The sequence below is a fragment of the Streptomyces sp. NPDC086080 genome, from assembly GCF_044540255.1.
Taxonomy (GTDB): domain Bacteria; phylum Actinomycetota; class Actinomycetes; order Streptomycetales; family Streptomycetaceae; genus Streptomyces.
This window is the reverse complement of record NZ_JBITRU010000012.1, coordinates 1-21,506: the sequence shown is the minus strand read 5'-3', so window position 1 is coordinate 21,506 and position 21,506 is coordinate 1. Positions and strand designations below refer to the sequence as shown.

General features: G+C 72.1%; 17 protein-coding genes and 1 rRNA gene. 8 read left to right on the top strand and 10 right to left on the bottom strand.

The genetic code is table 11. The annotated features are described in order from the left end of the window. Positions 1-43: 43 nt before the first annotated feature. On the bottom strand, positions 44-550 hold the full coding sequence (locus ACIF9R_RS16580) for a DUF6912 family protein (RefSeq protein WP_399980043.1): 507 nt from the start codon (positions 548-550) through the stop codon (positions 44-46). A 649-nt stretch (positions 551-1,199) separates the two neighbouring features. On the opposite strand from ACIF9R_RS16580, the gene ACIF9R_RS16575 reads away from it, so the two are divergent. Beyond that, a complete protein-coding gene (locus ACIF9R_RS16575; RefSeq protein WP_399980040.1) occupies positions 1,200-1,724 on the top strand; it encodes an Rv3235 family protein in 525 nt (174 codons plus the stop codon). Between the two features lie 90 nt (positions 1,725-1,814). On the opposite strand, the gene secA is transcribed toward ACIF9R_RS16575, so the two are convergent. After that, positions 1,815-4,661, bottom strand: a complete 2,847-nt coding sequence (secA, locus tag ACIF9R_RS16570; protein WP_399980037.1) for a preprotein translocase subunit SecA — start codon at positions 4,659-4,661, stop codon at positions 1,815-1,817. 279 nt (positions 4,662-4,940) lie between these two features. Between secA and ACIF9R_RS16565 the strand changes: the two genes are divergently transcribed. After that, positions 4,941-5,510 carry a GNAT family N-acetyltransferase gene (locus ACIF9R_RS16565; RefSeq protein WP_399980034.1) on the top strand — a complete coding sequence of 190 codons (570 nt, stop codon included), beginning with the start codon at positions 4,941-4,943 and terminating at the stop codon, positions 5,508-5,510. Positions 5,511-5,559: 49 nt separating this feature from the next. Then, the gene (locus ACIF9R_RS16560) at positions 5,560-6,747 is read left to right on the top strand and encodes a winged helix-turn-helix domain-containing protein (RefSeq protein ID WP_399980031.1); all 1,188 of its coding nucleotides are present in this window, start codon (positions 5,560-5,562) and stop codon (positions 6,745-6,747) included. Positions 6,748-6,772: 25 nt separating this feature from the next. On the opposite strand, the gene ACIF9R_RS16555 is transcribed toward ACIF9R_RS16560, so the two are convergent. The 7 genes from ACIF9R_RS16555 to mtnA all read right to left on the bottom strand — a co-directional run bounded on the left by ACIF9R_RS16555 (position 6,773) and on the right by mtnA (position 15,560). Then, positions 6,773-7,519 (bottom strand): response regulator transcription factor, encoded by a 747-nt coding sequence (locus tag ACIF9R_RS16555; protein ID WP_190167302.1) that lies wholly within the window; start codon positions 7,517-7,519, stop codon positions 6,773-6,775. A 202-nt stretch (positions 7,520-7,721) separates the two neighbouring features. Beyond that, positions 7,722-8,414, bottom strand: coding sequence for a ribosome hibernation-promoting factor, HPF/YfiA family (gene hpf / locus ACIF9R_RS16550; protein ID WP_399980028.1), 693 nt, complete (start codon positions 8,412-8,414; stop codon positions 7,722-7,724). A 312-nt stretch (positions 8,415-8,726) separates the two neighbouring features. Continuing rightward, positions 8,727-9,647 carry a ComF family protein gene (locus ACIF9R_RS16545; RefSeq protein WP_399980025.1) on the bottom strand — a complete coding sequence of 307 codons (921 nt, stop codon included), beginning with the start codon at positions 9,645-9,647 and terminating at the stop codon, positions 8,727-8,729. Between the two features lie 78 nt (positions 9,648-9,725). Continuing rightward, positions 9,726-11,579, bottom strand: a complete 1,854-nt coding sequence (locus tag ACIF9R_RS16540) for an LpqB family beta-propeller domain-containing protein (RefSeq protein WP_399980022.1) — start codon at positions 11,577-11,579, stop codon at positions 9,726-9,728. Beyond that, on the bottom strand, positions 11,569-13,716 hold the full coding sequence (gene mtrB / locus ACIF9R_RS16535; RefSeq protein ID WP_399980019.1) for an MtrAB system histidine kinase MtrB: 2,148 nt from the start codon (positions 13,714-13,716) through the stop codon (positions 11,569-11,571). The genes ACIF9R_RS16540 and mtrB overlap by 11 nt, the downstream gene beginning before the upstream one ends. A 1-nt stretch (position 13,717) precedes the next feature. Further along, positions 13,718-14,407, bottom strand: coding sequence for a two-component system response regulator MtrA (mtrA, locus tag ACIF9R_RS16530; protein ID WP_004987303.1), 690 nt, complete (start codon positions 14,405-14,407; stop codon positions 13,718-13,720). A 4-nt stretch (positions 14,408-14,411) separates the two neighbouring features. Continuing rightward, a complete protein-coding gene (gene mtnA / locus ACIF9R_RS16525; protein ID WP_399980016.1) occupies positions 14,412-15,560 on the bottom strand; it encodes an S-methyl-5-thioribose-1-phosphate isomerase in 1,149 nt (382 codons plus the stop codon). Between the two features lie 138 nt (positions 15,561-15,698). On the opposite strand from mtnA, the gene ACIF9R_RS16520 reads away from it, so the two are divergent. From ACIF9R_RS16520 to ACIF9R_RS16500, 5 genes are read left to right on the top strand one after another with little or no spacing between them, the layout of a single operon-like run. Continuing rightward, positions 15,699-17,063, top strand: a complete 1,365-nt coding sequence (locus ACIF9R_RS16520) for a hypothetical protein (protein WP_399980013.1) — start codon at positions 15,699-15,701, stop codon at positions 17,061-17,063. A gap of 4 nt (positions 17,064-17,067) precedes the next feature. After that, positions 17,068-17,829: a DUF4129 domain-containing protein gene (locus ACIF9R_RS16515; RefSeq protein WP_399980011.1), complete on the top strand. Its 762-nt coding sequence runs from the start codon at positions 17,068-17,070 to the stop codon at positions 17,827-17,829. Beyond that, the gene (locus tag ACIF9R_RS16510; protein WP_399980008.1) at positions 17,826-19,022 is read left to right on the top strand and encodes a DUF4350 domain-containing protein; all 1,197 of its coding nucleotides are present in this window, start codon (positions 17,826-17,828) and stop codon (positions 19,020-19,022) included. Before ACIF9R_RS16515 ends, ACIF9R_RS16510 begins: the two co-directional genes overlap by 4 nt. Then, entirely contained in the window at positions 19,022-20,011 is a 990-nt protein-coding gene (locus ACIF9R_RS16505) for an AAA family ATPase (protein ID WP_399980407.1), read from the top strand. Before ACIF9R_RS16510 ends, ACIF9R_RS16505 begins: the two co-directional genes overlap by 1 nt. Beyond that, the gene (locus ACIF9R_RS16500) at positions 20,011-21,321 is read left to right on the top strand and encodes a DUF58 domain-containing protein (RefSeq protein WP_399980005.1); all 1,311 of its coding nucleotides are present in this window, start codon (positions 20,011-20,013) and stop codon (positions 21,319-21,321) included. Before ACIF9R_RS16505 ends, ACIF9R_RS16500 begins: the two co-directional genes overlap by 1 nt. A gap of 94 nt (positions 21,322-21,415) precedes the next feature. Here the strand turns inward: ACIF9R_RS16500 and rrf are convergent. Continuing rightward, positions 21,416-21,506 (bottom strand): 5S ribosomal RNA (gene rrf, locus ACIF9R_RS16495); the annotation flags it as partial.

Sequence of the window (21,506 nt, the reverse complement as noted above, 5' to 3'; positions counted from 1 at the left end):
GAAAACGGTACCCGCCCCCACCGACATCCGGCACCGCCGCAGGTCAGCCCACCAGGCTGGGGATCTCCTGGGTGGCGTACCACAGCAGCTCGTGGTCCTCCGCGCCGTCCACGGCGAACTGCGCGTCGTCGTCACCGCCGTCCGCCGCGGGCAGCGCGTCCGCCGCGGCCGCCACGTCCGCCTCCGCGTCCTGCGCGTCCACGTGCACCGCGGCCGCCTCGGCCAGCCGTACGGGGCCGGCGACCCGCACCTCACCGAGCGTGGCCGGGTCGAGTCCCCGGTCGGGATCCGTCCGGGCCGCGCCGTCGGACACGTCGACGGCGACCACGACCCGGCGCCGCGGCGCACCGGCGTCCGCCGCCAGCAGTCGCAGCGAGGCCAGCGCGGCGCGGCTCAGCGCGGCGTACTCCAGTTCCTCGATGTCGTCGGAGACGTACCACTCGCGCAGCACGGGCGTCACGGCGTACGCGACGAAGGGCCCGTCACCCAGCCGGCCCGTCCGGTACGCCTCGGCGAGCCCGGGGAGGGTCAAGGGGACGTAGACGCGCATGGCCGGCCGCTTTCGTGTGCTCGGGAGTTCCGCAGGGTCACTCAGGATACGTCCCGGTGTCCCCCATCGGGTCCCTGCCCACACCCCCGCGCACGTCAGCCTCAGTCCCTGACTTCACCCGGTACGCCCGCACCGGTACGGGCCCGACGGGCGCCCGGGTCACTCGGATAAGTGAATCCTGCTGCCGTCCCGGCCCGCCTCGCCGCTCCTTGCCCCCGTCCTCCACCACCCCGTACAAGATCCCCAACCGCAAGTTACCGCCCGGTATCCCCGGCTCCCCCTGCCGGTCCGGGCGCCCGTCGAACGGGGTCCCCCCATGCACAAGGTCATGACCAGGCACCGTCCCCTCCCCCGTCCCCCCGCCGCCCGGACGGGTCCGGCGCCCTCCGCCGCCGGACCCGCTCACCCGCCCGCGGAAGGGCCGGCAGCCCCGGGCCCGCCCTCCCCGGCGGGCAGCACCGCGCGCGCCTCCTCCCCCGGCACGGGCCCGTCGCCCACCGGCACCGCACCGCCCCGCACCCCCTCCGTCAGAACCCCTCCCGCGCCGTCCCCCGGCGGGCGCCGGCCAGGGACCGCCGGGCTCTCGCGACGCCCCGCCGACAACCGTCCGGCGAGCCGCGCGAACCGGAGCCGAGGACCCGCCTCCCCGGTGGCGTCGGGCCGGGGGACCCGGACGGCGCCGACGGCCGACCGCGCCCGCACGGTCGGCCCCGACGTCCCCACCGTCCCCGTGGCCCCCGTGGTCCCCACCGTCCCCGTCGTCCCCGTGGCCCCCGTCGTCCCCCGGGCCACCGGACGGACCGCCCGCCGGCCCGTCGCGCCGCCGCCCCGGCCCACCGACCGCTTCGCCGAACTGCTCCTCGCCGTCCTCAGCGGGCAGCGGCCCGTGCACGCGATGCTGCGGCACACCGCCGGCCAGGCCTACGACGAGCTGATCCGGCTCGCCGAACGCGGGCCGCTGCGCACCCGCGGTGTCCGCCCCGTCGTGCGCGACATCGGCTGGTTCGAGCCCCGCGAGGGCGCCATCGAGGCGTTCGCCCGGATCGGCGCCGGGGACAGACTGCGCGCCATGGCCTTCCGCCTGGAACGGGGCCGCGATCTGCGCTGGCGCTGCACCGCCGTGGAGCTGGGCGGCCCCCGTCCGCACCGTCCACGGCGCGTGCCGGCCCGCTGAACACCCGCCCCACGCCCGAGGGCCGGACACCCTGAGGTGTCCGGCCCTCGGCCTGCTCGCACCGCCGCTCCGGCACGGGAGCGGCACCGCTCACTTCTTCCGGCGACGCCCGCCCCGCGCCTGCTTGCGGCGCTCCGCGCGCGTGAGGCCGTCCGCCTCGGAGCGCACCGGCTCGTCGTCGGTGGCGAAGTCGCCCTCGATGGTGCCGCCCTCGCCGTCCACCGTCGGCGCCGAGAAGTGCAGGTTCCGCCGCTGCGGGGCGTCGAGCCCCTTGGCGCGGATCTCCGGGCGGGGCCCCGCCTGCGCGGGCACCACGTCCTGCTTCTCCAGGTCGGCCACCGGCTTGACGTCCTCGACCGGGACCTCCTCGACCTGCTGCTCGACCTGGACCTCCAGGTTGAACAGATAGCCGACGGACTCCTCCTTGATGCCGTCCATCATCGCGGTGAACATGTCGAAGCCCTCGCGCTGGTACTCGACCAGCGGGTCCTTCTGCGCCATCGCGCGCAGGCCGATGCCCTCCTGGAGATAGTCCATCTCGTAGAGGTGCTCACGCCACTTGCGGTCCAGGACCGACAGCACGACCCGGCGCTCCAGCTCACGCATGATCTCGGAGCCGAGCTGCGCCTCACGGGCCTGGTACTGGGCGCGGATGTCGTCCTGGATGGACTCGGAGATGAACTCCGCCGTCAGACCGGCCCGGTCACCGGCCTCCTCCTCCAGCGCCTCGACGGTGATGCTCACCGGGTAGAGCTGCTTGAACGCGCCCCACAGCCGGTCCAGGTCCCAGTCCTCGGGGAAGCCCTCGGCGGTCTCCGCCTGGACGTAGGCCTCGATGGTGTCGTCCATGAAGTGCTGGATCTGCTCCTGCAGGTCCTCACCCTCCAGGACCCGGCGCCGCTCGCCGTAGATGACCTCGCGCTGCCGGTTGAGGACCTCGTCGTACTTCAGGACGTTCTTACGCGTCTCGAAGTTCTGCGTCTCCACCTGCGACTGGGCGGACGCGATCGCGCGGGTGACCATCTTGTTCTCGATCGGCACATCGTCCGGCACGTTCGCCATGGACATCACGCGCTCGACCATCTGGGCCTTGAACAGCCGCATCAGGTCGTCACCGAGCGAGAGGTAGAAGCGGGACTCGCCCGGGTCGCCCTGACGGCCGGAACGGCCGCGCAGCTGGTTGTCGATCCGCCGCGACTCGTGCCGCTCGGTGCCGAGGACGTACAGGCCGCCGTTCTTCTCGACCTCGTCCTTCTCGGCCTTGACCGCCTCCTCGGCGCGCGCCATCGCCTCGGGCAGCGCGTGCGCCCACTCCTCGATGTGCTCCTCGGGGTCGAGGCCGCGCTGGCGCAGCTCCGCCTCGGCGAGGTCCTCGGGGTTGCCGCCGAGCTTGATGTCCGTACCGCGGCCGGCCATGTTGGTGGCCACGGTGACGCTGCCCTTGCGGCCGGCCTGGGCGACGATCTGCGCCTCCCGCTCGTGGTGCTTGGCGTTCAGCACCTCGTGCTGGATGCCGCGCTTGCTGAGCTGCTGCGAGAGGTACTCGGACTTCTCCACCGACGTCGTGCCGACGAGGATCGGCTGCCCCTTGCGGTGCTTCTCCTCGATGTCGTCGACGACCGCCTCGAACTTGGCGACCTCGGTGCGGTAGATCAGGTCCGACTGGTCCTTGCGGACCATCGGCCGGTTGGTCGGGATGGGCACCACGCCGAGCTTGTAGATCTGGTGGAACTCGGCGGCCTCGGTCATCGCCGTACCGGTCATGCCGGAGAGGCCGGGGACTTCCTTGCCGTTGTGGTCGTGGCGCTTGTAGAGGCGGAAGAAGTTCTGCAGCGTGATCGTGGCGAGCGTCTGGTTCTCGTCCTTGATCGGCACCGCTTCCTTGGCCTCGATGGCCTGGTGCATGCCCTCGTTGTACCGGCGGCCGGCGAGGATACGGCCGGTGTGCTCGTCCACGATCATGACTTCGTCATCGATGATGACGTAGTCCTTGTCCTTCTTGAAGAGCTCCTTGGCCTTGATGGCGTTGTTCAGGTAGCCCACCAGCGGGGTGTTCACCGACTCGTACAGGTTGTCGATTCCCAGCCAGTCCTCGACCTTGGCCACACCGGACTCGTGGATCGCGACCGTGCGCTTCTTCTCGTCGACCTCGTAGTCGCCGGTCTCCTCGATGCCCTTGAGCGGGTTGCCCGGCTCGCCGCGCTTGAGCCGCTTGACCAGCTTGGCAAAGTCGCCGTACCACTTGGTGGCCTGGTCCGCCGGACCGGAGATGATCAGCGGCGTACGGGCCTCGTCGATGAGGATCGAGTCGACCTCGTCGACGATGGCGAAGTTGTGGCCGCGCTGGACGAGCTCCTCCTTCGACCACGCCATGTTGTCGCGCAGATAGTCGAAGCCGAACTCGTTGTTCGTGCCGTACGTGATGTCGCTGGCGTACTGCTCGCGGCGCTGAGCCGGCGTCATGTTGGCGAGGATGCAGCCGACGCTCAGGCCGAGGAAGCGGTGGACGCGGCCCATCGTCTCGGAGTCGCGCTCGGCCAGGTAGTCGTTGACCGTGATGATGTGGACGCCCTCACCGGACAGGGCGTTGAGGTACGCGGGCAGGGTGCCGACGAGGGTCTTGCCCTCACCGGTCTTCATCTCGGCCACGTAGCCCATGTGGAGAGCGGCGCCGCCCATCATCTGGACGTCGTAGTGCCGCTGGCCCAGGGTGCGCTTGGCGGCCTCGCGGACGGTGGCGAAGGCTTCGGGCAACAGGTCGTCCAGGCTCTCACCGTCGGCGTACCGCTGCTTGTACTCATCGGTGAGGGCCCGCAGCTCGGCGTCGGAGAGGCCTTCGAAGTCCTCTTCGATGGAGTTGACCTGGTCCGCGATGCGGTGCAGCTTGCGCAGGATTTTGCCTTCGCCTGCACGCATGATCTTCGAGAGGACGGACACGGGGGTTGGTCTCCTTGCCGGTCGGGCCTGGGACGGTCGGTTTCCATTTCACTGACTGAGCAACGGCCATCGTATGCGAGGACCCCGCCACGCCGGGAGGCCTGCCGTGGGGTGACCGTCGGCTGCTTCCCGTCCGCCTCACGGCCGCCTCGAAGGAACAACGTCCGGGGCCGCCGGATGGTGCCGCACCGGCCCGGCGAATCACGCGAAGGGTGATCACGCCCTCACGCACGGCGAAAGGGATGGCGCCGCCGGCCGTCGCGCGAGCAGAATCGGCCGATGGAACCCGTCACGCTCACCACCGGTCGTCTCCTGCTGCGTCCCGTCGGGCCGCCGGAGACCGACGCCGTGTACGCGATCTGTCAGGACCCGGACATCCAGCGCTGGACCACGATCCCCTCCCCGTATCTTCCCGAGCACGCGCGGGGGTTCACTGAGCAGATTGTCCCCGACGGCTGGGCGAACGGTTCAATGTTCACCTTCGGCGTCTTCCTGCCCACCGGGGAGCTGACGGGCATGCTCAGCCTCACCATGCACTCCCTCGGGACGGCCGAGATCGGCTTCTGGGGCGCGAAGGAGCACCGCGGCAACGGCTACATGACCGAGGCCACCGTCGCCGCCTCCCGCTGGGCCTTCACCCGGTTGTCGGTCGACCGCATGGAATGGCGCGCGGAGGTCGGCAACACCGCCTCCCGCGCGGTGGCGGAGCGCGCCGGATTCACCGTCGAGGGCGTCCTGCGCTCCTCGCTCAGCAACAAGGGAGTGCTGCGGGACGGCTGGGTGGGCTCCCTGCTCCCCTCCGACCTGGGACTCGCCTCCACAGCGCCCTATGTGCCGGGGCGCGGGTGACGCCCGGGCCGGCCCCGCTTGTCAGTGGGGCCCCCTATCGTGCGGACGTATGACGACCCTCCCGCGTCCGACCATGGAACTCTCGGCCGACGAGGCCCGCCGTATCGCCCTGCGCGCCCAGGGCTTCCTCGGCGCCCCCGACCGCCGCTCCGGCGTGCGGGGGGTCCTCCGCCACCTGGGCGCGGTGCAGCTCGACACCATCTCCGTCCTCGCCCGCTCCCACGAGCTGATCCCCTACGCCCGGCTGGGCGCGGTCGGACGCCGGACCGTCGAACAGGCGTACTGGAAGCAGGAGTCCGAGCCGCCGCGCGCGTTCGAGTACTGGTCGCACGCCGCGTGCGTCCTCCCCATCGAGGAGTGGCCGCATTTCGCCTTCCGCCGCCGCGCCTACCGCGCCCGCCCGCACTGGAACCACGAGCTGCCCGACGGCACCTACGACCAGGTGATCAAGCAGCTCCGCGCGGAGGGCCCGCTCACGGCCACGGAACTGGGCGGCGCCAAGCGCACCAGTGAGTGGTGGGACTGGTCCGGCACCAAGGTCGCCGTCGAGCGGGCGCTGATGTACGGCGAGGTGGTGTGCGTCGAGCGCCGCGGCTGGAAGCGGGTCTACGACCTGGCCGAGCGTGCCGTCCCGGTGGAGTTGCTGGACGACGAGCCGGACGACGCCGAGTGCCTGCGCCGCCTGGTCCGGCTGGCGGGCCGGTCCCTCGGCGTCGGGACGCGCGCGGACATCGCCGACTACCACCGTCTCAAGGGCGAGCAGTTCGACGCCGTGGTCGCCGATTCGGGTCTGGTCCCGGTGACGGTGACGGGCTGGTCCAAGCCGGCCTGGGCCGATCCGGCCGCCCTGGCGGCCCCGCCGCGCGGCCGGCACCGTACGACACTGCTGTCGCCGTTCGACTCCCTGGTCTGGGAACGGGCGCGCACGGAGCGGATCTTCGGCTTCACCCACCGCCTGGAGGCCTACGTCCCCAAGCCCAAGCGGGTGCACGGCTACTTCGCGATGCCCGTCCTCGCGGGCGGCCGGCTCGTCGGCCGGGTCGACCCGGCCCGTGAGGGCCGCACGCTGGTGGCCAAGCAGGTCACGCTGGACGGCCGCAAGGCGGTCCCGGCCGTGGCCCAGGCCCTGGTGGAGGCCGCTGGATGGGTGGACTGCACCGATGTCCGGGTGGAGCGGGTCGACGCACCCGGGCTGCGCGAGGCCCTCACCGTGGAGCTCGCCCGGTCCCTGGCCTGAGCCCCCGGCCCGGACCGGCGAGGTCTCAGCGGATCTCGAGGATCTTCTCCCGCATCGCGTAGACCACCGCCTCCATCCTGGAGTGCAGTTGCAGCTTCTCCAGGATGTTGCGCACGTGGTTCTTCACCGTGTTCTCGGAGATGAACAACTCCTTGGCGATGTCACGGTTGTTCATCCCCGTGGCCACCAGCTTGAGGACCTCCAGCTCACGGTCCGTCAGCCGGGGCGCGGGCACGAGACGGCGCTCGTCGGTCCGCTGGATCATCGACTTGAACTCGGTGAGCAGTTTCGACGCCATGGACGGACTGATCTGGGACTGTCCGTCGGCCACCGCGCGAATGGCGGTGGCCACCTCGTCCGTGGAGATCTCCTTGAGGAGGTAGCCGGTCGCTCCCGCCTTGATGGCGTCGTAGAGATCGGCTTCCTCGTCGCTGATCGTCAGCATGATGATCTTCGCGCTCGGAGCCACCTCCTTGATGGAGGTGCAGGCCTCGATCCCGCCCCGCTTGGGCATCCGCACGTCCATCAGGATGATGTCCGGCAGCAGGTCGGCCGCCTTCTCCACGGCCTCGGCGCCGTCCCCCGCCTCGCCGACGACCTGGATGTCCTCCTCGGCCGCGAGCACGATCTCCAGTCCGCGGCGGAACAGCGCGTGATCGTCCACCACAAGGACTCTGATCGGCTCCTTGCGTGGTGTGTCCGCGTCCGGGCCCATGCCGACGACGCCGCCGTCGGCATCCTCGTCCTGCATCGGTCCGAAGCTGTCCGCCATCGTTCCTCCCCCTGAAGGCTGTGGCCTGTGGTCCCGACCATCGCCAACCCAAGGCAACGACCCACCGGTTGGGCCGTTGCCGCCATGATTCCATGCCCGGACGACACCGGGGTGCCGGTGCGGGTCCCCGGTGGGCGCACGCCGGTGCCCCTGGGGGCGCACACGCGCACCAGGGGCACCGGCTGTGCTGTCGCGGGGCGGATCAGCCGCCGAGTGTTCCGCCCGCCTCGGGGGAGTTGGCCTCGGTGACCATCGTGTCGGTACTGAGGTGGATCACGCCGTAGTCGTAGGCGTGGCGCCGGTAGACGACGCTGGGTTCCTTGGACTCGGAGTCGACGAACAGATAGAAGTCGTGCCCGACCAGCTCCATCTCGTAGAGCGCCTGGTCGAGCGTCATGGGCGCGGCCACGTGGGTCTTCTCACGGACCACGAGGGGGCCTTCACCCTGCACCTCGAGCGAGCCGATCCTCTTGGTGGGGACTGCCTCCGGCTCCTCCTGGGCGGCACCCGCGCCGGTCCCGTTGAGTGTCGCCACGCCCGGGACGTGGTCGGGGACCTCGGCGGCCGAGATCCTGCGCGCACCGCGCCGCGAGAAACGCTTGTCGTGCTGCTTGCGCAGCCGGGCGTCCAGCTTCTCCGCCGCCAGGTCGAGCGCCGCGTACGCGTCACTCGCCGACGCCTCCGCCCGGATCACCGGACCGCGGGAGCGGAGCGTGATCTCCACTCGGTCACAGCGGTCGGCCTGTCGGGGGTTGGGCTCCTTGGACACCTCGACGTCGAGGCTCATCACCTTGCCATCGAGCTTCTGGATCTTCTCCAGGTTCAGCTTCTCGGCCACGTGCTTCCGGAACCGCTCGGGCACCTCGGTCTTGCGGCCCTTGACGACGATGTCCACGCAGAACTCCGTTCCCGGATCACTCCGCCTCGGTGCGGAGTGTCTCCCTTTTGCACCAGGCCCCGGTGACGTCCGGAGCCGCGGACTCGGTGACGTCCACCTCCTCCCCCAGGAGCGAGATCTCCAGTCCACCGGCGCGGGTGATTCACGAAAAACCCGCAGCACGGCAATCGGATTCGTGAGGTGTGGCCTGCGGCTTTCCCTCACGACCGAACATATCTCGCCCGGGCGGATGGCGTCACCCTCTACTGCGCCGTACCTCCGTTCAGGGGAATTACCCCTCTCACAACCTGCAACGACGCACGTTCTCAGTCAGTTCCGATGTATTTCGAAAGCATCCGGTGGCGCCGCGACAACGGCGGCGCACACCACGCCGACGATCCCGTCGGCACGGTCCGCGACCCCCGGTTCCGGCGGCCGACCGGACCACCGACGCGTCCTCTGTTGAGCTGGTCCGTTCCGTTGTTCTCCTCTCCTTTCCCACGTCTCACCCAGGTACACGAACGTAGGCCCCGAAATACTCGATTCCGCGTCCGGTCCGGCCCGCGCCGTCCGCACCGCGCGTGCCGCCTCGGCGAGCGACGCCCCCGTCGTCATCAGGTCGTCGACCAGCATGACCCGGCCTCCGGAGAGCAGCCGCCCGCACCCCGGAGCCACGGTCAGCGCGCCCGCGAGGTTGGCCAGCCGCTGCCGGGAGCCGAGCCCCGACTGGTCGGCCACGCCCCGCCGTTGCCACAGGGCGGGTAGTACGCGAACGGGTACCCCCGCCCGCCGGAGCTCACCCGCCGCCGCGTAGGCGATCCGCCGGGCGGGATCGTGCCCACGGGCCCGCACGGTCCGCCGCGCGGAGGGCACGGGGACGAGCAGCACGGGGTCACCCCCCGCACCGGGGCCCGGGTGCGACGCCGCGTCCGGGCCCCCGGGAACGCCCGTACGAGCCGCGCGCAGCCCTGCCCGCACCGCGCCCGCCAGGGCCGCGCCGAGCGGCCTGGAGAGGGCCAGGGCGCCCCGTTCCTTGTGCGCGAGCAGCGCCGCCCGCACCTCGTCCGCGTACCGCGCCGCCGCGTGCACCGGCGGCAGCCCGGCCGGTTCGGGTGCCGGCCGCACCCTGCCCGGCAGGCCCCCGCTCAGCGCCGTACGGCACCCGGCGCACAGGACCGTGCGGAGCCTGCCGCATCCGCCGCACTCGGCAGGGAGCACCAGGTCGGTGAGGTCGTGCCACCAGTCCCGCATGAGCCCCACTGTGCAGGCACCCGCCCCGCCGGGCCACCCCTGTGGACAACCCGCGCGGCCCGGCCGGGCGAAGCCGGCTCAGCCCGGATAGACGGGCGCCGTGCCCTCCGTGACCTTCTGCCACTGGGCCCCGGAGGGCAGCCGTACGATGCCGTCCACGGAGTCCGCCACCAGCGGTGTCAGCTCGTCCTCGGAGGCGGTGACGGCCTTGACCCCGGTCAGTGCGGCGGGCGGCGTCACATCCGGCGTGGAGCCGTCGACCTCGACGTACTTCATCTGCTCCACGCCCCCCTGCTCGCGCCCGACCACCACGAGCCGGCTGTCCCCGGCCCACGACATGGCCGTGACCTGCTCCAGCTCGGGCGTCGCCGAGCGCAGGTCCAGCACGGTGACCGGCGGACGCACACCGCTCGGCACACCGTCCGCGCCGTCGTCCTTCCTGGTCCGCTCGATCCGCCCGATCAGCAGGGACCGCCGGTCGCCCTGCTCCACCACGAGCGCGATCCGTACCCCGTCGGCGGCCACCCGGACCGCCCGCACCCGGCCGTCCAGCCCCGGCGTCCGCACTTCGAGCGGCTCGCCCTTGCCCTCCTCCAGCAGGTACAGCCCCGGATTGCCGGGATCACGGTCGGCGACCCACAGTCCGCCCTGCGCGTCCCAGCTGGGGGTGGTCAGCCGGTCCTCCTCGGTCCTGCCCTGACTGCTCAGGACGGGCTCCCCGAGGGAACTGCCGGACACCAGAGAGGTGACGAACAGCGACTTGCCGTCGATCCCGACCCCGGCCGCGGTGCGCTCGTCCCGTGCCACCGCCACCGAACGCAGCGTCGTCCCGCCCTCGCCCAGCGCCCCCGGCACCGGGTCCGGCTCCGTGTCGCTGCTGCCCGCGGCGATCCGCGCGAGCCGGTGTTGCTTGTCGACGAAGTACAGGTGGTCGGGCGTGTACAGCGCGCCCCGGGTGGCCACGTTCTCGACGGCCTCCCGGTCGAGCGAGCACAACTGTCCGCCGCCGGCCCGCAGCTCGACCTCCTCCACCGCGGGGCTGAGGCCGCGCAGGGTGAACAGCAGTTGCGCCGCCATCTCCCCGCACTGGCGGGTGCCGGCCTCGGCCGCGCTGTCGTTGAGCGGCACGGTCAGCCGGCCCCGGTCGTCCGGTGTGAGCTGTTCCGCGCCCTTCCGCAGCGCCGTCCCGGTGGGGAAACCCGAGCGGACGACGGGTTGCAGCCAGCTGGTGGGCCCGCCGATGAGGGAGCGCACCATCCGGGTGGTGGGGTCGACGTGCCTGCGCACGTAGACGGGATCGGCGACCGCCATCGGCAGCTCCGTGGCGGCGGTGGCCGTGCTGTTCGAGGCGAAGTAGTACTTGTTGACGGACATGTAGTTGCGCTGGAAGTCCGACTTGCCCATGACGACACCCTGCGGCACCACGTCGATGCGCCACTGGCCGCTCTTCGCGTCCTTGGTGAGATGGACGATCTTGTCGTACCGCCCGGAATCCGGCGCGTACGACTGCTGTGCGTCGACGGTGGCGACCTTGGTGCCGGTCAGGGTGTAGGACAGGGCACCGGTGTCCTCCCGGTCCGGACGGTCGGCCTGGGCACCCGGCCCGTTCGACAGCACGGTGGTGGACTGCTCCGGCTGCCAGGTCTTCGCCGCTTCGGGGGTCAGATACTGCCGCGCGGTCTTGTAGTTCGGATCGTCGCTGGTCAGAGCCTCCAGAAAGCCCTGGACGATCTGTGTGGGGGTGGCGTCCTCACTCGGCGGCATGGCGAACACCCGCACCTGGGCCTCCTGCCGGGGCGTGGACTCGACGCCTCTCAGATCGCCGGTGTCGGGCATCGAGGCGCACCCGGCCAGCAGGACGACCCCGCCGGCCGCGTACGCCGCCTTCCGTACCGATATCCCCCGGCCGCGCCCCGCGCGATCACCGCCCACGCGATGCCTCCCCGTCCCTCTGTGCACCTCGCGCCGCGCTGTCGTCGCCGCGCCCCTCGCCGCCGGACTCCCGCTCCGGCTCCGCGGCTCCCCCGGACGGGCGCCGCGCGGCCGGGTCGTCGTCCTCGCCCCCGCCGTGTGACGGACCGCCCTCGGCCGGCCCTCCGGGTGTCATGCGCGTACTCCCGGACCGGGCCACCACGCGTGCGCCGCTGCCGGGCAGGGCGGTGGGGTCGGCCGTGGGAGGAACGGCCGTGGGCGGCAGTGCGAACGGGTCCCGGGCCGGCTCGTCGGCGCCCGGCCGGCGCACCGGCACCGTGGCGCTCTTCCCGCCGTCCCCGCCGCCACGGGGCAGGCCGGCGTCGTCCAGCCCGCGGTTGCGCCGCGAGTCCTTGGGCTCCAGGGGTATCGGAGATCCCCTCAGGGGTTCGTCCGCGGTGCGGGGCAGCGTCAGCCGGAACTGCGAACCGCCGCCCGGCTCGCCCCACGCCTGGAGCCAGCCGCCGTGCAGCCGCGCGTCCTCCAGGGCGATGGACAGCCCCAGCCCCGTACCGCCGGTGGTGCGCGCGCGGGCCGGGTCGGCCCGCCAGAAGCGGCTGAAGACCCGGGTCGCCTCACCGGGCTTGAGCCCCACGCCGTAGTCGCGCACGGCCACCGCCACCGCGCCACCGGCCGCGGCCAGCTTGACGACGACGTCCTTGCCCTCGCCGTGCTCCACCGCGTTGACGACCAGGTTGCGCAGTACCCGTTCCACGCGCCGTGCGTCGGCCTCGGCGACGACCGGCTGCTGGTTGCCGGTGATCCGGATCAGGGTGCCCTTGCGGTCGGCGAGCGGCTCCGCCCCGCCGACCACCCGCCGTACGACCTCGCGCAGGTCTATCGGCTCGGCCTCCAGCGCTGCGGCGCCCGCGTCGAAGCGGCTGATCTCGAGCAGGTCCGCGAGCAGCGACTCGAACCGGTCCAGTTGGTCGGCGAGCAGTTCGGCCGACCGCGCGGTGACCGGGTCGAAGTCCTCGCGCGCCTCGTGGATGACGTCCGCCGCCATCCGCACGGTCGTCAGCGGGGTCCGCAGTTCGTGCGACACGTCGGACACGAACCGGCGCTGCATCCGCGACAGGTCCTCCAGCTGGCTGATCTTCAGCTGGAGGTTCTGGGCCATCTTGTTGAAGGCCTCGCCGAGCCGCGCGATGTCGTCCTCGCCGGTGACCTTCATACGTTCCTGGAGCCGCCCGGCGGACAGCCTCTCGGCGATCCCCGCCGCCATCCGCACCGGGGTGACGACCTGGCGCACGACGAGCCAGGCGATCGCGCCCAGGAGGACGACGACGAACAGCCCGGCGGTCGCCAGAGTGCCCTTGACCAGACTCAGCGACTTCTCCTCCTGGGTGAGCGGGAAGAGGTAGTACAGCTGGTACGGGTCGCCGTTGGGGTCGTTGACCTGCTTGCCGATGACCAGGGCGGGCTGGGACTCCTTGTCGGAGTCGTAGACGACGCGCGTGTAGCTCTGTGCCGCCGACACACTGCTGTTGATCCGCTCCCGCAGCGCCGCGGGCACACTGTCCGTCGGATTGACCTGACCGGAGGCGCGCGGTCCGCGTCCGCTGCCGCTCGCGTCGCCCGCGGGCAGGGTCACCACGTCGAAGGCGCCCTGACCACCGCTGGAGAGCGATTCCACGAGGTCGCTCATCCACTGGATGACGCTCTGCGAGGGCCGGCCGTCCGCCGCGGTGCCCTCGTCTCCCGTGACGCTCACGGCCTCCTCGGCCTGCTGCCGGGCCACCGCGAATCCGCCGGTGGCCTGGCTCTGGGATGCCTTCACCTTGGCGTCCAGCAGACCGTTGCGCACCTGACCGATGACGACGAAGCCCAGCAGCAGGACCACGCCCAGCGACATCAGCAGGGTGGTGGCGACGACCTTGAGCTGGATGTTGCGCCGCCACAGCCGCATGACGGGCAGCAGCGGCCTGCGCACCCAGCGCATGAACAGGCGGATGACCGGGCTGCCCTGGACCCCGCCCTGCAGCAGCCCGCCCTCGAGCAGGCGTGCCCAGCGGGAGCCGGTCGTTTTCCGGCCGACAGGCCGCCCCGGACGGCCCCCGGACCGGCCGGGCGCCGAAGCGGCACTGTCACCGGACATGTCAGCTCGGTCCTGCCTTGTATCCGACACCACGGACGGTCACCACGATCTCCGGCTTCTCCGGGTCCTTCTCGACCTTGGAGCGCAGCCGCTGCACATGAACGTTCACCAGCCGGGTGTCCGCCGCGTGGCGGTAGCCCCAGACCTGCTCGAGCAGCACCTCACGCGTGAACACCTGCCACGGCTTGCGGGCGAGCGCGACCAGCAGGTCGAACTCCAGCGGCGTCAGCGCGATGGACTGCCCGTCCCGCTTCACGGAGTGCCCGGCCACGTCGATCACCAGATCGCCTATGGCGAGCTGCTCCGGCGCGGGCTCCTCCGACCTGCGCAGCCGTGCCCGGATCCGGGCCACCAGCTCCTTCGGCTTGAACGGCTTGACGATGTAGTCGTCGGCCCCGGACTCCAGGCCCACCACCACATCGACGGTGTCGCTCTTCGCCGTGAGCATCACGATCGGCACCCCGGACTCCGCCCTGATCAGGCGGCACACCTCGATGCCGTCCCGGCCGGGCAGCATCAGGTCCAGCAGTACAAGATCGGGTTTGGTCTCGCGAAAGGCGGCCAGCGCCTTGTCGCCGTCGGCTACGAAAGACGGCTCAAAACCTTCACCGCGCAGCACGATGCCGAGCATCTCGGCCAGTGCGCTGTCGTCGTCGACGACAAGGACTCGTCCCTTCATAAACGACATCATCCCATTAGCTCATAGTTACCTGTCGCGACCTGGCGCACAGAGCGGCCAGACCCTCGTTCGTCACGGGCGAAACAGCGCCTTCCTCGGTGACGATCGCCGTCACCAACTCCGGCGGTGTCACGTCGAACGCCGGGTTGTACGCCTGGGTCCCCAGGGGTGCCACCGGAATCCCGCCTCCCGCTTCCGTCCCGGCCACCGGCACCTGCGGCGCTGTGATCTCCGTCACTTCATGCCCGGGGCGCTGCTCCACCTCGATGGACGCCCCGTCCGGCGTCGCCGGATCCACGGTCGTCACCGGTGCCACCACGATGAACGGCACATGGTGGTACCGCGCGAGCACCGCGAGCGGATAGCTCCCCACCTTGTTCGCCACCGAACCATCGGCCGCGATGCGGTCCGCCCCGATGAGCACCGCGTCCACCTCACCCGCCGCGAACAGCGATCCCGCCGCGTTGTCGGTGAGCAAGGTGTACGCCATGCCGCTGCGAGCCGCCTCGTATGCCGTCAGGCGAGCACCTTGCAGCAACGGACGCGTTTCGTCCACCCACAGGCGCCGCAGCCGCCCCACACGGTGGGCCGCCAGCGCCACCGCGAACGCCGTCCCCTCACCGCCCGAGACCAGCGAACCCGTGTTGCAGTGCGTGAGGATGCGGTGGCCGCCGCCGGGCAGCAGCTCGTCGAGCAGCGCCAGCCCGTGCTCGGCCATCCGGGCGCTGGCCTCGGCGTCCTCCTGGTGCAGCCGGCGCGCCGCGGCCAGTGCGGCCCCGGCCGCCTGCCGTGCGTCCCCGCCGCGGGCGAGTACGTCCTGGTGGGCGGCGTGCGCCCGACGCACACCGACGGCCAGGTTCACCGCGGTGGGCCGGGCGCTCTCCAGCGCCCCCGCCGCATCGTCCACGTCGAAGCCCCGGACCGCCGCGAGCGCGACACCGTAGGCGCCCGCGATGCCCAGCAGCGGAGCGCCGCGCACGGCGAGCGAGCGGATCGCCTCCACCAGCGCGGGCGCGTCCGTACAGACGAGTTCGACCTCCTCGGCCGGCAGCCTCGTCTGGTCGAGCAGGACCAGGACGGGGCCTTCGGGGGGCTCTTCCCAGCGCAGTGCCGGAATCCCGGCCGGCCGCTTGTTGTCGCCGCTGTGCGCGTACTGATCAGCCATGCGGCCAGTCTGCCCCCTCACGCCGACAAATGAAGGTACACAGCCCTCACCTCGGCAGGTCCCTGCATGACCACCCCATGGCACGATGGCTGCCAAGCTGCCGCCGCGACCGCGGACGGGCACCGTGAAGGAGCGACGATGAAAGACACTCCGGGCTGGGCCTCGCCCGGATCCGCCCCGTCCGAGGGGCAGGAACCGGATGCGTCCGGACCTGCCGGGCCCGTCGGCCGCCCGGACCCCGACCCCGAGCACCCCGCCGCGGACCGGCCCCAGGAGCCGGGCCGGGCCCCGCAGGACCCCGGCGTGAAATGGTCCAAGGAGCAGCCGCCGGCCGGCCAGTGGTCCGCGCCCACCGGCCACCCCGGCCCCACGGGCCCCGGCTCCACCGGCCCCGGCCCCACTCCGCCGCCCCGGTCCGGCCCGGGCTGGGGCACCCCGCCCCCCGGCGGACCCGGCGGCGGCTACGGCGGTCACGGTGCCTCCGGAGGGGGCTGGGGCAGCGGCTGGGGAGGCCCGCCGCCCGCGGCCAAGCCCGGCGTCATCCCCCTCCGCCCGCTCGGTGTCGGCGAGATCCTCGACGGCGCCGTCACCACCATGCGCACCTACTGGCGCACCGTCCTCGGCATCTCCCTCACCGTCGCCGTCCTCACCGAGATCGTCGTCGTCCTGCTCCAGGGCCTCGTCCTGGACAACACGAGCACCGAGGTGCTCAACGACCCCAGCGCCACCCTCGGTGAGCTGACCGACGCCATGGGCGACGCCCTGCTCAACTCCGGCGTGATCTTCCTGATCACCCTGGTCGGCACGGTCGCCGCCACCGCCCTGCTCACCACCGTCACCAGCCGCGCGGTACTCGGGAAATCCGTCACCACCGGCGAGGCCTGGCGCGACGCACGCCCTCAGACCGTCGGACTGTTCGGCCTGATCTGCCTGCTGCTGCTCATCACCGCCGGCATCGTCACCGTGGGCGCCCTGCCCGGTTTCCTCGTGACCTTGGCGGCCGGCAGCGAGGTGGGCGTGGGCCTCACCGTCCTCGGCCTCATCGGCGCCGGCGTGGTCGCCGTCTGGCTGATGGTCCGCTTCTCCCTGGCCTCGCCCACCCTGATGCTGGAGAAGCAGGGCATCCTGAAGGCGATGAGCCGCTCCGCCAAACTGGTCCGCGGCTCGTGGTGGCGGATCTTCGGCATCCAGCTCCTCGCGACGATCATCGCGTACATCGTCGCGTCGATCGTCGTCATCCCCTTCACCTTCCTCGCCGCGGCCCTCAGCGGGGACGGCGTCACCGGCTTCCTGAACAGCGCCGGCGGCGACATCGGCTGGACGTTCCTCATCATCAGCGGCATCGGCTCGGTCATCGGCACCATGATCACGTTCCCGATCACCGCCGGCGTCACCGTGCTGCTCTACATCGACCAGCGCATCCGCCGCGAGGCCCTCGACCTCGAACTGGTCCGCGCGGCAGGCGTCAAGGACCACGCTCCCGGCACCGTCCCGGGGAGCTGATGCGGTGACCGCCACGGGGGGAGTTCTCACAGGCACAGGCGCAGGCGTGCGGCCCGCGGTCGACGCGGCCGTGCGCCTGCTGCTGGACGGCGACGAGCCGCCCGTCACCGTCCCGCGTGACCCCGCGCGGGAGGCGGCCCGGCGCGAGCTGTCCAAACGCATGTACCACGAGAACGACCCCAGCTGGTACCAGCGGGCCCTCGATGCCTTCTGGGACTGGGTCGGCACTCTCTTCGACACCGCCTCCACCGCGACCCCCGGCGGCGCACTCGGCCTGTTCGTCGTCGTCGCCGCCGTGATCGCCGTCCTGGGCGCCCTGTGGTGGCGCCTGGGCACCCCGCGCCGCCGGCCGGCATCCGCACCGGCCCTGTTCGACGACCGCCCCCGCAGCGCCGCCGAACACCGCGCGGCCGCCGAGGCGCACGCCGCCCAGGGCCACTGGATCCAGGCCGTCCAGGAACGCATGCGGGCCATCGTCCGCGCCCTGGAGGAACGCGCCCTGCTCGACATCCGCCCCGGCCGCACCGCCGACGAGGCCGCCGCGGAAGCCGGCCGAGCCCTGCCCGCCCACACCGACCGTCTGCACACCGCCGCCCGCGTCTTCGACGACGTCACATACGGCGGCAGGGCCGCGACACCGCAGTCGTACCGGCAGATCGCCGAACTCGACCGCGACCTGGAACGCACCCGGCCACAGCTCGCGAGCAGCACCAGCGGCAGCACCCGGGGCACGGACACCGACACCCGCCGGGGAGCCGCCGGATGACGACCGAGGTCACGCTCCCGTCCACCTCGGCCTCGCCCACCGCCCGCCAGGTGTGGACCCGCACGCGCGGCATCGCCCTCGGGCTGGTACTGCTGCTCGCGGCCGCCGTCGCCATCGCCGTGGTCCGCTCCGACGCCCGCCACGGCGAACTCGACCCACGCTCCGCCGAGCCGTACGGCAGCCGGGCCGTCGCCGAGCTGCTGGCCGACCGCGGCGTGGACACCCGCGTGGTCACCACCCTCGACGAGGCCGCCGACGCGGCCGGCCCCGACACCACGCTCCTGGTGGCGGTCCCCGACCTGCTGACTCCCAGTCAGCAGACCAGGCTGCACTCGGTCTTCGTCCGCTCCGGCGGCCGCACCGTCCTCGTCTCCGCCGGCAGCCCCTCCGTGGAACGCCTCGCCCCCGGCGTCGTCGCGGACCCCGTCACCAGCTTCGACTCCACTCTCTCCCCCGACTGCGAGCTGCCCGCCGCCCGCCGCGCGGGCACCGCCGACACGGGCGGCATCCGCTACACCAGCCTCCGCCTCGACGCCGACGAGTGCTATCCCAGCCAGCGCCTGGCGACCCTGCTGCGCCTCCCGGCTCCCTCCGGAGACGGCGACACCGTCGTCCTCGGCTCGCCCGACATCCTCCTCAACAACCGCCTGGACCAGCACGGAAACGCCTCGCTCGCCCTGCAGCTCCTCGGCTCCCGCCCGCATCTGGTCTGGTACCTCCCCTCGCTCGCCGACTCCTCGGCCGCCTCCGCAGAGGGCGAGCGCGGTTTCTTCGAACTACTCCCCTCCGGCTGGCTCTGGGGCACCCTGCAACTCTTCGTCGCGGCAGCCCTGGCCGCCCTGTGGCGGGCACGCCGACTCGGCCCCCTGGTCCCGGAAAACCTTCCCGTCGCGATCCGTGCCTCGGAGACCGTCGAAGGACGCGCCCGCCTCTACCGCAGGGTGAACGCCCGCGACCGCGCGGCCACCGCTCTTCGCACCGCCACGCGCACCCGCCTCGCCCCCCTCGTCGGCGTCCCCGCCCCCCAGGCACACGCACCCGAGGCTCTGCTCCCCGCCCTGTCCGCCCACCTCCAGGGCGACGGACTGTCCCTCCACCCCCTCCTCTTCGGCCCGCCCCCCGGCGACGACACAGCCCTCATCCGGCTCGCCGACCAACTCGACGCCCTCGAAAGAGAGGTACGCCGTCCATGATGGACCCGACCACTGACAACGCCGCGCACACCGGGGATCCGGCCGCCGCCCGGGCATCCCTGGAGGCCCTGCGTGCCGAGATCGCCAAGGCCGTGGTCGGCCAGGACCCCGCGGTGACCGGCCTCGTCGTCGCCCTGCTCTGCCGCGGCCACGTCCTGCTCGAAGGCGTCCCCGGCGTCGCCAAGACCCTCCTCGTCCGTGCCCTCGCCGCCACCCTGGAACTCGACACCAAGCGCGTCCAGTTCACCCCCGACCTCATGCCGGGCGACATCACCGGATCCCTGGTCTACGACGCCCGCACCGCCGAGTTCTCCTTCCAGCCCGGCCCGGTTTTCACCCACCTCCTCCTCGCGGACGAGATCAACCGCACGCCTCCGAAGACCCAGTCCGCCCTGCTGGAAGCCATGGAGGAACGCCAGGTCACCGTCGACGGCACCGCACGCCCCCTCCCCGACCCGTTCCTGGTCGCCGCGACCCAGAACCCCGTCGAGTACGAGGGCACCTACCCCCTCCCCGAAGCCCAGCTCGACCGCTTCCTCCTCAAGCTCACCATCCCCCTGCCCTCCCGCCAGGACGAGATCGACGTCCTCACCCGCCATGCCGAGGGCTTCAACCCGCGCGACCTGCGCGCCGCCGGCGTACGCCCCGTCGCGAACGCAGCCGACCTGGAAGCCGCCCGCCGCGCGGTCGCCGCGACAACGGTCTCCCCCGAGATCACCGCCTACGTCGTCGACATCTGCCGCGCCACCCGCGAATCACCGTCCCTCACCCTCGGCGTCTCCCCGCGAGGCGCCACCGCGCTGCTCGCCACCGCCCGCGCCTGGGCCTGGCTCACCGGCCGCGACTACGTCATCCCCGACGATGTGAAGGCCCTCGCCCTGCCCACCCTCCGCCACCGGGTGCAGCTCCGCCCGGAGGCCGAGATGGAGGGCGTCACGACCGACTCGGTCATCAACGCGATCCTCGCCCACGTCCCCGTCCCCCGCTGATGGCCCCCACCGGACGCGCCGCCCTGCTCGCGGCACTCGGCTCCCTTCCCGTCGGCCTCTGGGATCCCGGCTGGACCGGCATCCTCGCCGTCAACGCCCCCCTCGCGGTCGCCTGCGCCTGCGACTTCGTGCTGGCCGCCCCGGTACGCCGGCTCGGCCTCACCCGCTCCGGCGACACCTCCGTACGCCTCGGCGACACCGCCGACATCACCCTGACGATCACCAACCCGTCCCGGCGCCCGCTCCGCGCCCGCGTCCGCGACGCCTGGCCTCCGAGCAGCTGGCAGCCCGGTACGGAGGCGGCAGCCTCCCGTCACCGTCTGGTCGTCCCTCCGGGAGAACGCCGCCGCGCCATCACCCGCCTGCGCCCCTCGCGCCGTGGCGACCGGCAGGCCGACCGCGTCACCGTCCGCTCCTACGGCCCTCTCGGTCTCTTCACCCGCCAGGGCACCCACAGGGTCCCTTGGACGGTGCGTGTCCTGCCGCCGTTCACCAGCCGCAAGCATCTGCCGTCCAAGCTGGCCCGTCTGCGTGAGCTGGACGGCCGCACCAGTGTGCTGACCCGCGGCGAGGGAACCGAGTTCGACAGCCTGCGCGACTACCTCCCCGGCGACGACACCCGCTCCATCGACTGGCGTGCCACCGCCCGTCAGTCCACGGTCGCCGTACGCACCTGGCGTCCCGAACGCGACCGCCACATCCTGCTGGTCCTCGACACCGGCCGCACCTCCGCGGGCCGGGTCGGTGACGTCCCCCGCCTGGACGCCTCCATGGACGCGGCCCTGCTCCTCGGAGCCCTGGCCACCCGCGCCGGGGACCGCGTCGACCTCCTCGCCTACGACCGTCGCCTGCGCGCCCTCGTCCAGGGCCGCACAGCGGGCGATGTCCTTCCGTCCCTCGTCAACGCCATGGCCACGCTCGAACCCGAACTCGTCGAAACCGACGCACGGGGACTGACGGCGACGGCCCTCCGTACCTCACCCCGGCGCTCCCTCGTCGTGCTGCTCACCACGCTCGACGCGGCACCCATCGAGGAGGGCCTGCTGCCGGTCCTGGGTCGCCTGACGCAGCGCCATACGGTGCTCCTGGCCTCGGTGGCGGACCCGCACATCGCCTCGATGGCCACGGCACGTGGAGACATCGACGCCGTGTACGAGGCGGCGGCAGCCGCCCAGGCGCACGCGGAGCGCGACCGCACCGCGGAACAACTCCGTCGGCGCGGTGTCACGGTCGTGGACGCGACCCCGGAGGAACTCGCGCCGGCACTCGCGGACGCGTATCTGGCCTTGAAGTCGGCAGGACGTCTGTAGCTCACGGAAAGGCGGGGGATGGAGGGTCCCCTGAGGGCACCCCAAACGCAGAAAGCCCCCGTGCCGAATGGCACGGGGGCTTTCTCCAATGATTGTTCGGCGGCGTCCTACTCTCCCACAGGGTCCCCCCTGCAGTACCATCGGCGCTGTAAGGCTTAGCTTCCGGGTTCGGAATGTAACCGGGC

Excerpts from the sequence above, each read along its gene's own strand:
- ACIF9R_RS16580 (WP_399980043.1), bottom strand. The coding sequence starts at position 550 with ATGCGCGTCTACGTCCCCTTGACCCTCCCCGGGCTCGCCGAGGCGTAC.
- ACIF9R_RS16565 (WP_399980034.1), top strand. The coding sequence starts at position 4,941 with ATGGAACCCGTCACGCTCACCACCGGTCGTCTCCTGCTGCGTCCCGTC.
- ACIF9R_RS16560 (WP_399980031.1), top strand. The coding sequence starts at position 5,560 with ATGACGACCCTCCCGCGTCCGACCATGGAACTCTCGGCCGACGAGGCC.
- ACIF9R_RS16555 (WP_190167302.1), bottom strand. The coding sequence starts at position 7,519 with ATGGCGGACAGCTTCGGACCGATGCAGGACGAGGATGCCGACGGCGGC.
- ACIF9R_RS16545 (WP_399980025.1), bottom strand. The coding sequence starts at position 9,647 with ATGCGGGACTGGTGGCACGACCTCACCGACCTGGTGCTCCCTGCCGAG.
- mtrB (WP_399980019.1), bottom strand. The coding sequence starts at position 13,716 with ATGTCCGGTGACAGTGCCGCTTCGGCGCCCGGCCGGTCCGGGGGCCGT.
- mtrA (WP_004987303.1), bottom strand. The coding sequence starts at position 14,407 with ATGATGTCGTTTATGAAGGGACGAGTCCTTGTCGTCGACGACGACAGC.
- mtnA (WP_399980016.1), bottom strand. The coding sequence starts at position 15,560 with ATGGCTGATCAGTACGCGCACAGCGGCGACAACAAGCGGCCGGCCGGG.
- ACIF9R_RS16520 (WP_399980013.1), top strand. The coding sequence starts at position 15,699 with ATGAAAGACACTCCGGGCTGGGCCTCGCCCGGATCCGCCCCGTCCGAG.
- ACIF9R_RS16510 (WP_399980008.1), top strand. The coding sequence starts at position 17,826 with ATGACGACCGAGGTCACGCTCCCGTCCACCTCGGCCTCGCCCACCGCC.
- ACIF9R_RS16505 (WP_399980407.1), top strand. The coding sequence starts at position 19,022 with ATGGACCCGACCACTGACAACGCCGCGCACACCGGGGATCCGGCCGCC.
- ACIF9R_RS16500 (WP_399980005.1), top strand. The coding sequence starts at position 20,011 with ATGGCCCCCACCGGACGCGCCGCCCTGCTCGCGGCACTCGGCTCCCTT.